This is a genomic window from Agrobacterium sp. 6Ca8 (assembly GCF_055382765.1).
The window spans coordinates 75,800-88,586 of sequence record NZ_AP026435.1; the positions used below are offsets into that span (position 1 = coordinate 75,800).

Annotated in this window: 11 protein-coding genes and 2 pseudogenes; 5 read left to right on the plus strand and 8 right to left on the minus strand. The window is 54.1% G+C overall.

Features of this window, described 5'->3' with window-relative positions; genetic code table 11:
• Positions 1 to 7: 7 nt before the first annotated feature.
• The 5 genes from ACZ5A6_RS23900 to ACZ5A6_RS23920 form a co-directional block, all read right to left on the minus strand.
• Positions 8 to 1,024: a methyltransferase gene (locus ACZ5A6_RS23900; protein ID WP_078053783.1), complete on the minus strand. Its 1,017-nt coding sequence runs from the start codon at positions 1,022 to 1,024 to the stop codon at positions 8 to 10.
• Between the two features lie 213 nt (positions 1,025 to 1,237).
• Complete coding sequence (locus ACZ5A6_RS23905) at positions 1,238 to 1,486, minus strand: LuxR C-terminal-related transcriptional regulator (RefSeq protein ID WP_158080274.1); 249 nt, start codon at positions 1,484 to 1,486, stop codon at positions 1,238 to 1,240.
• Between the two features lie 4 nt (positions 1,487 to 1,490).
• The gene (locus ACZ5A6_RS23910; protein WP_078053781.1) at positions 1,491 to 2,138 is read right to left on the minus strand and encodes an acyl-homoserine-lactone synthase; all 648 of its coding nucleotides are present in this window, start codon (positions 2,136 to 2,138) and stop codon (positions 1,491 to 1,493) included.
• Between the two features lie 78 nt (positions 2,139 to 2,216).
• Entirely contained in the window at positions 2,217 to 2,915 is a 699-nt protein-coding gene (locus ACZ5A6_RS23915; RefSeq protein ID WP_078053780.1) for a LuxR family transcriptional regulator, read from the minus strand.
• Positions 2,916 to 3,022: 107 nt separating this feature from the next.
• A complete protein-coding gene (locus tag ACZ5A6_RS23920) occupies positions 3,023 to 4,042 on the minus strand; it encodes a formylglycine-generating enzyme family protein (protein ID WP_198939199.1) in 1,020 nt (339 codons plus the stop codon).
• Between the two features lie 608 nt (positions 4,043 to 4,650).
• Here ACZ5A6_RS23920 and ribA point away from each other — a divergent pair.
• From ribA to ACZ5A6_RS23940, 4 genes are all read left to right on the plus strand, one after another.
• Positions 4,651 to 5,280, plus strand: a complete 630-nt coding sequence (gene ribA, locus ACZ5A6_RS23925; RefSeq protein WP_078053779.1) for a GTP cyclohydrolase II RibA — start codon at positions 4,651 to 4,653, stop codon at positions 5,278 to 5,280.
• Positions 5,277 to 7,013, plus strand: a complete 1,737-nt coding sequence (locus ACZ5A6_RS23930) for a WD40 repeat domain-containing protein (RefSeq protein ID WP_078053778.1) — start codon at positions 5,277 to 5,279, stop codon at positions 7,011 to 7,013. The genes ribA and ACZ5A6_RS23930 overlap by 4 nt, the downstream gene beginning before the upstream one ends.
• 99 nt (positions 7,014 to 7,112) lie before the next feature.
• Entirely contained in the window at positions 7,113 to 7,523 is a 411-nt protein-coding gene (locus ACZ5A6_RS23935; protein ID WP_143240753.1) for a VOC family protein, read from the plus strand.
• A 23-nt stretch (positions 7,524 to 7,546) separates the two neighbouring features.
• Complete coding sequence (locus ACZ5A6_RS23940) at positions 7,547 to 9,025, plus strand: MFS transporter (RefSeq protein ID WP_078053776.1); 1,479 nt, start codon at positions 7,547 to 7,549, stop codon at positions 9,023 to 9,025.
• Between the two features lie 173 nt (positions 9,026 to 9,198).
• Here the strand turns inward: ACZ5A6_RS23940 and ACZ5A6_RS23945 are convergent, their stop codons facing one another.
• Positions 9,199 to 9,651, minus strand: coding sequence for an NUDIX hydrolase (locus ACZ5A6_RS23945; RefSeq protein WP_112403189.1), 453 nt, complete (start codon positions 9,649 to 9,651; stop codon positions 9,199 to 9,201).
• A 46-nt stretch (positions 9,652 to 9,697) separates the two neighbouring features.
• Positions 9,698 to 9,964: pseudogene (locus ACZ5A6_RS23950) on the minus strand (transposase domain-containing protein); the annotation flags it as partial.
• Positions 9,965 to 10,220: 256 nt separating this feature from the next.
• On the opposite strand from ACZ5A6_RS23950, the gene ACZ5A6_RS23955 reads away from it, so the two are divergent.
• Positions 10,221 to 11,408 (plus strand): IS110 family RNA-guided transposase, encoded by a 1,188-nt coding sequence (locus tag ACZ5A6_RS23955; RefSeq protein ID WP_112403342.1) that lies wholly within the window; start codon positions 10,221 to 10,223, stop codon positions 11,406 to 11,408.
• Between the two features lie 2 nt (positions 11,409 to 11,410).
• Here ACZ5A6_RS23955 and tnpC read toward each other — a convergent pair.
• Positions 11,411 to 12,775 (minus strand): annotated as a pseudogene (gene tnpC / locus ACZ5A6_RS23960) (IS66 family transposase); the annotation flags it as partial.
• Positions 12,776 to 12,787 lie beyond the last annotated feature (12 nt).

Here is a 12,787-nt window from a genome sequence, read left to right on the forward strand (position 1 = left end):
CTGATGGTTAGCTATTTTTTTCGCCGACGATCATCGTGTAGCGAGCCAGCGCCCCGATCGTCGTTGCGGTCGTTTGCAGGCCTGCCCCACGCAGCAGCTCAACAATTGAATCAGTGGGATGAAGTTTGCCGTGACGCGTATTCAGCATCATGTGAAGTGAAAAGCCTGCTGCACTGGGAGGCGCCGTCCCGGTGGGATCAAGCGTCATCGTCAGAATGATAAGTTTGCCGCCTGGGCGGAGTAGCGAGACCACGCCCTTAATGATCACCTGGATTTCGGCGTAGGTGAAATAGTGCAAGCAGTCGTTTAGCATGCACAGATCACACTGCTCATCCGTCCGCCAATCAGTTTTGCGTATGTCAATTTCGCGGAAACTGAGGCGAGACTCCAGGGCACCCGAGCGGAACTGTTGCTCTGCAACTTCTCTTGTCGTCGCCAGATCCCAGACCTCGCCGGTAACGTTCGGGTATTGTTTGGCTATTTCCGCTAGATAGGCACCATGTCCACCGCATATATCGAGTACTCGTCCGGCACCTGCAAACAGGCCGCTCTCCAACAACTGGGAAATGTTATCCTTTGCGAGCCGTATCATCGCCTGATTGAATGCAGCGTTGGCCTTGCTGTCACTGGCCAGCCGATTCTCCTGCTGATGCACGGTGGAATGCTGAGTGACAAGAGACTGCCCTATCATTGACCAAAGGGACCATTGTAGCCGTTGATGATCGATAATGGGACCAACGAACTCTGTGGATGTGGAGCGCAGGAATGAGTCAGACGAGAGCGTATTCTGGAACCTCTCACCAGCCTTGCGAAGCAACCCCAAAGCGGTCAACGCGTTGAGGACGATTTCGCTTTTCTCCGGCAACCAACCGCGGCGTGCTGCAAGTTCGGCAGCGCTGGTCTGATCAACAAGGTCATCGAAAAGCCGTTCGGCGACGGCAAAATGTAGAAGCGCTGAATCATGAAACTGGTCGCCCATCCTGAAAATGGAGCCTACCGTCATTTCTGGAATTGCGTCGCTCATTTTCTTCCTCGTCGTTCCTGTTTGTTTGGGTTATGCCGATCACTGCACACACTCGGACCAAGTCCTGCAAGCAGTCGAGGAATCCGGGCTTGGCGATCAGCAGGCATGCCAGGTGCCAAGTAGGATCAGCGGTCAGGGCACGCTCGCGCCAGATCCGCTGCTTTCATAGTTCGTTGGAGTGACGCATGCGTCGGCTCAACAGCGAGACATGCCTCAGTTGCTTGCCAAAAGCTGAGAGGCATACCGAAACGCAATCTGCGCTGCATTTTTGGCGCGAAGCTTCTTCATCGCATTGTATCGATGGACCTCAATGGTTCTCTTACTGACCGCGAGATCCACAGCTGCTTCCTTGGCAGACCGCCCCTGTACGATCAGCCGAAGCACGTCTTTTTCTCTTTTGGTGAGGGTCGCAAGCTCGTTTGCAACACTCATTGAAGACATATCAGTGGGTGCTGGTTCCATCTCTTCAAGCTCTCCGCTGGATTTTGGGCGGATTTGAACAATCTTCGAAGACATCGCCTCGAATCCCTGATCTCTCCCGAATGGAACGGATCGAGTCGGCAGACACGTCAAAGACGCCAGCAACGGTAGGCAAGCCGTCGTACTCGTAAGGCGATCCCAAGCGATCGAACCGACATCCCGCCCTGCGGAGAATCCGCTCAAGGAGCAAATCATAGACCGACACGATGTTCAGAACACCCGCACCAAGCGCAATTTCAAACAAGCCTGTCAACAGCTCGCCGGTGGCATAGTTTAGTCCGTGGTCAGTGTGGTCAGTGACGGCTTTGGTGTCGACACAAAATCGGGAGCTTTCCCAGATCAACGGATGGCGAATGAGCGGTGTTCCGCTCATTGTCTCGGGAAAAACGTCCGAGAGCATGTGAGGACCTGTTGTGGGGAGGAGCCGGAGCGATGCGAGAAGTTGGCCCTGCCTGCTCACCGACAGAACGTAAAGCGGATTGAGCTTGTCAAAGTGGTCAATTTCTTTTCCGGCTTTGACGACGACAGACCAACCTCTCCTGTCGAGAAACGACCGCGCTCGAAGTCGATAGAGCTGATCAAGCAATTCCTTGTTTGTTTGCGCGAGCTGGTCGGCATAATCGAAAATTATCATCAAACCGCTCCTCCAAGACGGCCGCAACATATTCGTGCAGGTTGTGTTGATAAATACTCGATTAGTTGAGTATTGACGTCATAGGATGCCTCGGCGCACCGCAACAGCAACCGCCTGAGTTTTGTTGGACGAGGATAGTTTTGAGATCGCATTTCGGAGATAGAAGTTTGCCGTGTTCTCGGTCAAGCCCATGATCTTTGCGCTTTCCCAAGCGGACTTGCCTTCTGAGGCCCACTTCAAAACATCCGTTTCGCGCTTTGATAACTGAGGCACTTGAATCTCAATTGCACCGCACAAGGCCAGAACCTCAAGGTGAAAAAAGTAAGCAAACATGGCGATTTCGCCAAATCTCAGGGATTTGAATCGTTCCCAGTCGCGGGAAGAGAGATCGCTATTGATCGAAAACATTGCCTTTTCGCCGTAGGCGCCGCGAATGGGAAAGGAGAGGCCTTGGTGGCTAACCCCAAATTCCTTTGCCTCTCCAAAAAATCGCTTTATTGCGGCCCCTGTGTATGGTCGTGAACTCCAATCGAATGGGAGAATGCCGGTCAGGCCTTGTACGATTGCAGGATCAATTCGGAAATATTCCCTGCCGAGATAATGACTCGCCCATTCGGCCGAGTAGGTAGCTATGGCGAGTGGAGCGGCGTCGTCCGCAAAAGGAAGCGAGATTGCGAGGTACGCCAGGTTGGTTATGCCGGCAGTGCCCACAAAGGACCTGAGGTAACGTCTGGCATCTTCTAGCGTCTCGAAAGCCGGTGGATTTCTATCGAACATAGCAGGCCTCCCGCCTGATATTCAACCTTTGCGAGATAAATGGATCACGATTGCATAAAGAGGTCAATGTTAGTTGTGTTAACAATTTTGGGTTGGCCTCCACGACGTCATGATGTGATCGTTTCTGCCAGCCGAAAACCCATTACGTAAAACGCACGGTCAAGCGGGCCGCCATGTCGGCGTCGACAACGGGCCATGTCTCGAAACCGCGTAAATGATCCGCCCCTCGCGACCCGATACTTATCGCCCAGAAACGAGACGAGATCGTCACGGACGAACTCGCCACCGGGATAAGGCATATAACAATCACTGACATATTCTTCGACCGTCCCCGCCATATCAAAAACACCGAAAGGAGACGCGCCTTTTGCAAAAGAACCAACGGCCACGGATCGAAAGAGACCGAGTTCAAGGGTGTTGGCAGCTTCGGGGTCGAATTCGTCGCCCCATGGGTATTCAAGACCAGTTGAGCCGGCGGCGGCGTACTCCCATTCGAATTCGGTCGGGAGCCTGAAGAGGCGACCGGTTTTTTCGGACAGCCATCTGCAATATCGGTCGGCTGCTTCCGGCCTAACTGAATAGACGGGATGGTTGCTCCTTTCTAAGGGAAAATAACCAAACGGCCAGGATGTAGGTGGCGTTTCCCTGGGGTTTTCGACCAGGAAGCGGCGATATTCGATGTTGGTGACCGGATATTTGCCGATTCTGAAAGCCTCGAGATTGATCTCAAACGACGGTGTCTCTTTGATCAACCACTCTTCTTTCAATCCCAGATCGGGATGTCGCGCACAAATCGCACCTACCTCAATGGGTGAGGTTCCAATCTTGACCTGCGCCCGCGGCACTTCAACCATGCAAGGAGCCGTTGCAGCCAGACGATGGTCTCCCATCAACCCCAGCAAAATCCCTGCAGCCAGACGATCGGCCAGTGATGCCCACGTCGATTCCACCACGGCCGCGAGTTCTTCGTTGCCGCTGCCCTTCAAAGCGAAGATATTACCCTTGATCGAGTCAAAACGACATGAACGAAAGCCTTCCGCAGTACCAAGCGCTTCCCGATCCGACATAGCATTGATATCGGCGGCATCTCCGATGTAGCGGCTGACGCCGGGCATACTTTTATCCATCTGATCTCCTCCCTGATGGCCAACGTCTCGCGTTCGATCTCGCCTGCAGTCCAGGCACTTTGAAAACGTCCTTTCCGCTCTCTGTAAGGTATCGCTCAGAGCAATCCGGACCTGACGCTGCCGAATTGATGAGTTCGAGAACCGACGTCGGGCAAACATCATCGGCTCCCAAAGGTGCGAGCATCAGACGTTCGTCACCACCAATACAGGGTCCTATTGTAGGCGGTCGCGCCCTTCGCAGTCGCTCCAGCCTCTCGAAATGCATCTTTTAGGCATGCGGTCCTTCGATCGGACTTGTAATGTCGCGGCCGACGATTTTGCCGTCCAAGACGATACGTATCCGACACACGGGTTGGGAGAACGCCCCCAAACCGGTGCTGACGAGAGTTAGCGCTGTCATGTATTGCGTGTCACCCATCTGTCTGCTCGCTGGAATTGTCAGGCGCATCGTACTTTAACAATTGCGCCAAAGACAAGTTTGAGTTAAGCGTTTACGAAATAAAATCGTATAAAAACAAATGCTTAAGTAAAAACTACTAGATTTCAGCTGAGTACACCTCGGTCGATTTTTTGCGTCATTGAATCAAAATCCGGGAGGTTCTGAGAAAATGGCATCACATAAGATTGCTGTTCGCCAGCGCGTGACAATCCCGCTGGGAATCAAAGAAGCAATCGCGGAATTCATCACCTTCGATGGATTCCTCGATGGCAAGGAACATTTTGCCCTTTGCGTGAACCCGCATCTGATTGAGGGCCTGCCTCTCGTTCGGGTGCACTCCGAGTGTGTCACGGGAGACGTTTTTCAGTCTTTGCGATGCGACTGCGGCCCTCAATTGAACGAGGCGATTGAGCGCATGACCGAATGTGGTGGATATATAATCTATCTGCGCCAGGAGGGACGCGGGATCGGTTTGAACGCCAAACTTGATGCCTACAAACTCCAGGACGAAGGATTGGATACCTTCGAGGCGAATGTGCGTCTCGGGCATGCCGCCGATCCCCGCTCCTTTGAAGCCGCCGGTGCGATGCTTCTGGCTCTCGGACTTGGCGCGATCCACCTCATCACCAATAACCCTCTCAAAGTAAGAGAAATCCGAGAGGCCGGGATCGCCGTTGTGAAGGCTTTGCCAACAGGCGTTCACCTCAATGAGTTCAATCGTCGATACCTCGAAAGCAAAGTCGCTTTCGCAGGCCATAACATTGAGTTTGTTCCACAAACGAGGAGAACAGTATCATGAAACACATCGCGCCAATCAGCGGCGTTGCCAGCTTCCAGGATATGTACGTCGCCAGCGCGGGGTACGACAATCAGTTGATCCTCTGGGATGCGAGGTCGCATCAAGCCTTGGCCAGGGTCAATCACGACCATCTAGCTAACATGTGCGTATTCTCTCCCGTTGGCGATCTGCTCGCCAGTGCTAGTAGCGATTATACAGCACGCATTTGGGACGTCCCATCAATGCGGTTGCGAGCTGTCCTTTCGGGTCATACAGATGACGTCGAGATGGTGGCGTTTTCCCCTGACGGAAAACGTGTCGCAACCTGCTCACGAGATCATTCGATCCGCATTTTCGACATTGACGGCAATCATCTGGCAACTTGCCTCGGACATACTGCTGATGTGATCTCGGTCGCGTGGATGCCTTCAGGTACCGAGATTGTTTCGAGCAGCGACGACGGATCCGTTCGCCAGTGGACAGCCGGCGATGGTTCGCAACTCTCCGTCAGCAACTTTGACGGGATCGAAACCGATACGGTAGCGATAACCCCCGAGGGACTTATTTTTGCGGGAGATGATGAAGGCCGTATATCGATCCTGCGCGGAGAGACAGCAATTTCGAGTGTGACTGCACATGAAGCCGGCATCAAACGACTTGTTTATTCTCCGGTGTCGCGGCAACTAGTCAGTCTCAGTTATGATCGGAAGATGAAGATCTGGCAAGTCAATGCGGAAGCGATCGTCAAACTCGCCGAGGCTGCATTGCCAAATATAATCTGGCCTCGGTCTTGCTCCTTCGTGGGTAAAGAGAAGATCGCTTTTGCCACGTTCGGCTCGACCTATGCAGTCTACAATATTCGAAACGGTACCTGGGACGATATTGACTATGAAGCGAGCAAGAGCGTGAACGCGGTTTTGCCAGTTGGAGATGCGTTGTATACGGTCGGCGACGCTGGCATTGTAAGGAAAGACAACGCGTTTGTTGCCGATATGAACGGTCTTTGCAATTTTTTTACGCGCTTCGGCAGCACTCTCGTGACCGGCGGCCAGATGGGGAGTATTCACAATGCGATGACGGGAGAAGTCGTTTATCAACACCACTCTCCGCTAAACTGTGCATGTGCGTTTCTGCGCGATGATATTCCGCATGCCGCAATCGGAACTTACACCGGCGAAGTGGTTATCATTCGTGAGATCGACGGCAAGGTTGAAGTCGTGACGTCGATCAAGATGCATGAAAATGCGATCAAGGGCGTGGCGACAGATGGCGAAGTGATCTTTGCAGTTAGCGCTAATCGCAACGCGGCCGTCGCCTCCGTTGGCTCGTTTTCAGTCATTGAGACTTGGATCGGAAAACACCGCCAGATCGCAAACGGATGTGCCGTCGTTGCGCCAGGCGTATTTTGCAGCGTGAGCAGGGACCTAACCTTACGGCTTTGGCGGCGGAGCGAGATAGAGGAAATAAAAACACCCCATCGAAACTCTTCGAAATGTGTCGCTTCCAATGAAACGTACATCGCCACGGGAGACTACGGCGGACGCATCGCAGTGTATAACCTCGAGACTAATACGTGGCTCAATGTCGTGCGCCCAAGCACCAGCGGTATCTCATCGATTTCGACGGATGTAACAAGCAGCTTCGTGGCGAGTTGCTACGACGGAAGAGTCTATGGTGTGACCATTTGCGACGAAACCGTTTCGGTGAATGTGAGACTAGATGTGCCCTATAATCAGTTAATGGCGGCCGAATGATCAGTGACAGGTTCTCGATCACAGATAAAACGTATCGCTTATCACCCATTCTGACCGTCAACAGAGCAGTCGAGAAACTACTGTTTGAAGGAGATCATCATGGCGTCTAGTCCAACGCTGGAAATAATAAAAGTCAGCGAGATAAAACATCTCAACATCCTGGTGAATAACTTGGACATTTCATGGGCGTTTTACAGCGAAGTTTTGGGCTTCTCGTATGTGAACCATCTGGGCCCTAGGAAGATCGCCGCGTCTTTCCGCGGTTTCGATTTTTTCTTGGAGGAAGCGGTCGATTACCAAGGAAAACCTGATGAGAGGATCCACTTTGGAATTCGGACTGACCGTCAGGGAGTACTGCTTTGGGGGGAGCATTTGAGCAACAATGGAGTCACCCTTGTAAGGGGAAACAATCCCGAGGCAACTATCTATGAGATGCCAGGAACGTCTCGTGTTGCTCTTTATTTCCAAGATCCCGATGGATGGACAATTGAGGTATATAGCCCAGAATAACCGCTGTTTCGATAGGGATCTAAATGAGTGTTCTTGCGGAATGGAAGTCGCTGTTTTTAGGCGGTAATTTTTCTAAGATAGTGGTCTTGGGTGGCGGAATAGCTTTGCACGCGATCAACATTTTTGTTGGATCGACTTTGATGCCCTCAATCGTAAAAGATATTGGTGGTGTTGATCTTCTCGCTTGGAACACTACTCTCTACATAGTGGCCTCGATACTCGCATCGGTGTTTGTTGCCCACCATCCGGCGGGCTTGGGGCCTCGTCAGGTTTATGCAATCGGAGCGGCATCATTCGCCATCGGCAGCCTTCTCTGTGGTACTGCGCTGCACATGGAGAGCATGCTCTTAGGGCGTTTTGTTCAAGGGTTCGGCGCAGGCATTCTTGTCGCCATATCCTATTCTATGGTCAGGGCGTTATTTATAGAAAGTTTATGGCCGAGAGCATTGGCTTTGATGTCGGTGGTGTGGGGGGGGGCGACTTTATTGGGACCCGCAATCGGCGGAGTCATGGCTGCCGCAGAATTATGGCGGCTCTCTTTCTGGATACTTCTGCCTGCCGCGTGTTCTCTCTTTTTCATTGCATGGTCAGTACTGCCTGAGGAGTTTGCTGGTTCGAAAGACTCGCCGCCACCATTGCTTCAGATTGTTCTTCTTTCGGCGTCGATCATGTTGCTTTCGTTGGCTGGCACCGCCGCAGAATTGAATATTCTCATTGCAGGGGCCTTTCTTCTTCTCGGATTTATATCCGCGGCAGTGATTGTGTGGCGCGAGAATTATTCCTTGGCAAAACTCCTTCCCACGGGTGCATTCTCAATGCACTCACCGTTATTCATTTTGTACCTCATGATGATCTTAATCAGCGCCTGCCAAGCGAGTGAAATTTATGTACCGTACTTCTTGCAGCTCTTAAAAAAACAGCAACCGCTTTGGGCTGGCTATATGGTGTCGACCATCGCTTTTGGATGGATGTTGGGAGCGATCTGCTCCGCGGGACTTACCGGACGAAAAGCCCGAATTGCCGTCCTCGTTGGGCCCATCGTTGTTTTTCTGTCGTTTGTAGGGCTTTCAATTTTTCTTCCTGTGCCCAGGGTCGCCGTCGACCGAAACGAAACGGTCGCGATAGTAGTTTGCTTGTCCGGATTGGGTTTAGGGATAGGTGTTTGTTGGCCACATCTGCAAAGTGCGGTGTTATCTCGCGCACTGCCTCGTGAAGAGGATTTAACCTCGGCGTCTATCCCCATTATTCAACAGTTCGCTAGCGCTTTGGGCGCTGCGGTTGCCGGATTGGTCGTGAATTTCAACGGCGTGTCGGACGTAGTGAATTTGAATAGTTTATCGAATGCTGCATGGTGGCTGTACTTCACTACCTCTACCGTCGCTGCGCTTGTTGTGCCGCTCGCCCTCTTCGCAACGCGCATCGTCTCGCCGATTAAGACCTCTGACCCAAATGGGATAAAATCATTGAATAAGACCTCCCTCGACAGGACTACTAATGTGTAACCCGAAGGTACGGATCGAGCGAACCCGTATCCTAGATTGCCACAGATCCTCTAATAGTTTCAGTTGCATAGGGTGTGATGTAAGCGGCGTTACCATCGCACCTTGAGAACGTAGCGTGTGCCGTTTTCGAAGCCTGCGGCCACGACGGAAGTGTTAGTGCCACGCCCGCAGCATCATCGACTGATGAGATGAGATTTAAGGCCTTTTGGATAAAGCTCTGGCTTTCCTTCGACATCGAGCTCTTGCGGATCATACCAAGCTGCGACCATTAAGGTACCATCGTCCTCCTGAAATCTAATTCGTTCTTGGCCTTCAAACGCTCCTTCGGGAAAAGCGAGATCAAAAATGAATAGGATTTCGTGGCGTTGTTCGCCCTCGTGGACGAAGACATTCTCAAGCACCATTGGACCTGCGAGAACGGAAACATCAGTGTCGATTTCTTCTTTGAACTCCCTGATAACTGCATCTTTTGCCGACTCGCCAAACTCGACGCCACCGCCTAGCGGACGAACGCCTTTTAGTCGCCCTTCGTGATCATAAACCTCGAATGCCAGGAGCTTGGGTCCTCGCCAATGTAGGCCGAGAGCTTTGATGCGGATCACACTGGATTTTGAATTGATTGTCATTCTTCCCGGCTATCGCAATCGTATATGTCCCGCAAGAGATTAGAGCTTACCCGACTACAGTCTTCGGAGTACATGACTGATCACGGTAGCACCAAGGCAGCAACTCATCGATCCGGCTCTGCCTGTGACCATTCACGATGGCGGCGAGTGTGCTGGTCAAGTAGGCCAACGGATCGACCGAATTGAGCTTACAGGTCTCGATGAGCGATGCGATTGCCGCCCAGTTCTCTGCTCCAGCATCGTGGCCCGCAAATAGCGCGTTCTTCCGGTTCAGTGCAATCGGTCGGATGGTCCGCTCGACGGTATTATTATCGGGCATGTTGCCATCGGCGTCCCACGAACGTTCGGCAGATTCTATCCTGTCATGTTAGAATTGTCGTGTCGGGACAGGGGCGTCGGAGTGCGAAGAAGCGGGCAGGCCGAATTGACTTTGAGCTGCGAGCTCGCGTTGTTATCTGGCCGCCCCTGCGACTATCCCGTCTGCGCTGCGAGCGCGTATCCGTAGATGTCGCACAGCCCGCGCACTCCCCCATCAACAACATGGAGGATTTGGAATGCGGTCGATCGGAATGGATGTGCATCGAAGTTTTGCGCAGGTCGCGGTTCTTGACAGGGGCAAGGTCACTGAAGAATTCCGGGTGGACCTGGATTACGACGCTGTGGTGGCCTTTGGGCAGAAGCTTCGAAAGGATGACGAAGTCATACTGGAAGCAACCGGGAACACCTCGGCCATCGTAAGGTTGCTGACGCCGTTCGTGGCCAAGGTCGTGATCGCGAACCCGCTTCAGGTGAAGGCCATCGCCCACGCGCGCGTGAAGACCGACAAAGTCGACGCGCGGATTCTGGCGCAGCTTCATGCCGCCGGCTTCTTGCCGGAGGTCTGGGCCGCGGATGATGATACCCTGAACCTGCGTCGTCTCGTGTCGGAGCGCGCGGCGCTCGTACGATCAGTGCGACGAGTGAAGAGCCGGGTTCAGGCCGTTCTCCACGCCAATCTCGTGCCGAAATACTCGGGACATCTGTTCGGAAAAGATGGCAGAGACTGGCTTTCGAAGGCCCCGTTGCCCAAGGCAGAGCGCGACCTCCTCGCCCGCCATCTCGATGAACTGGACTGGCTGAAGGCCAAGCTCGAAAAGCTGGATGGTGCTATGGCCCGAATTGCGCTTGACGACACTCGCACGCGCAAGCTGATGACGATCGCCGGAGTAAATTCCGTGGTTGCCACGGCGGTGATAGCCGCCATTGGCGACATCTCCCGGTTCCCGACGCCCGACCGGCTTGCGAGCTACTTCGGCTTGACCCCACGGGTGCGCCAGTCCGGCGATCGCGGCGCAATCCATGGCCGCATCTCGAAACAGGGAAACGCGATTGCCAGAACGATGCTGATTGAAGCTGCCTGGTCGGCCGCGTCGGTCCCGGGGCCGCTGCGTGCCTTCTTTCTCCGGATAAAGGACCGCAAAGGTCTCAACGTCGCGGCGGTCGCCACGGCGCGCAAGATCGCAAATCTGATCTGGCAGTTGCTGACCAAGGAGGCTCCCTACAGATGGGCTCGGCCCGCCTTTGTCGCCATGAAGATGCGCAAGCTTGAACTTCGTGCCGGCGCTCCCAAAGCACATGGGCCCGCTGGTCCCGCCCGCGATTACTGGATCAAGGAAATCCGACATCGAGAGATGGAGCTCGTTGCACAGGCGGAGGCAGCCTACGCAGCCATGGTCGAAGCCTGGAGAGATAGGCCACCTAAACCACAAAAAGGCTGAGAAAGGGGCTGTTCAACAACATCCGTGTCGATCTCGATGCGACCGTCTCTCAGGAAGAGTTGGAGACCATCCCAGTATTTGGCGATGTAGGCCAAGGCTTCGCCGAGCGGGGATTTTGCAGCGACACGGGCTCTGTTATGCGTGAGCCAAACCTGCATGTCGGCGACGAGCGGTGCAGACCGTTCCTTCCGTTCGGTCACGCGAGCCTCCGGATCAAAACCGCGCAACTCAGCCTCTATCCGATACAGCTCGCCGATCCGTTTGACGCCGTCCTCGGCAATGGGTGCTGTTCCGTTACGGGTGATCTCCACCAGCTTGCGACGAGCATGTGCCCAACAATAGGCAAGCCGAATGTCCGGGCCAACGCGCTCTGGTGCGATCAGCCTGTTGTATCCGGCATAGCCATCGACCTGCAGGACGCCGGAGAAGCCCTGCAATATCCGTTCAGCATGAATGCCTCCGCGACCGGGCGCGTAGGTGAAGGCAACACCTGGCGGATCACCGCCGCCCCATGGGCGATCATCCCGTGCCAACGCCCAGAAGTATCCGGTCTTGGTTTTACGAGAGCCTGGATCAAGAACCGGAGCACGTGTCTCGTCCATGAACAATTTGGGCGAGCGCTTCAGATCGGCAATAAGCGCATCGAAGACCGGACGTAATTCGAACGCTGCTCGCCCGACCCAGTCGGCAAGTGTGGACCGGTCGAGATCGACGCCCTGTCGGCTCATGATCTGAGCCTGCCGATACAGCGGAAGATGATCGGCATATTTAGAGACCATAACATGGGCGACGGTCGCCTCCGTCGGCAGCCCTGCCTGGATCAACCGTGCCGGAGCCGGGGCCTGAACGACACCATCAGTGCAGGCACGGCATGCATATTTGGGACGACGTGTGACGATGACGCGGAACTGCGCAGGGACCACATCCAGACGCTCGGAGACATCCTCGCCGATGCGATGCAGGCAACCGCCGCAGGCGCAGATCAGGCTTTTTGGCTCGATCACCTCTTCAACACGGGGAAGATGTTTTGGAAGGGAGCCGCGATTGATCGCCCGTGACTTGGTGGCCCTGTTGCCAGCAGTAGCGTCCGCCTCGTCCTCGGCATGGATCGCGGCCATCGCCGTCTCCAGGTCCTCCAGCGCCAGGTCGAATTGCTCGGGATCGGTCTTCTCGGATTTGCGTCCGAAGGCTGCCTGCTTGAAGGCCGCGACGAGCTTCTCAAGCCGTTCGATCCGCTCATCCTTGCGGGCGATATGCTCGTCCTTACTTGCTATCGCGACGTCCTTGGCCGTCTCGCGTGCCTGGGCTGCGATCAGCATCGCCTTCAGCGCAGCAACATCATCGGGAAGATCAGCGGTGTCCAGCATGACTGGAACTTA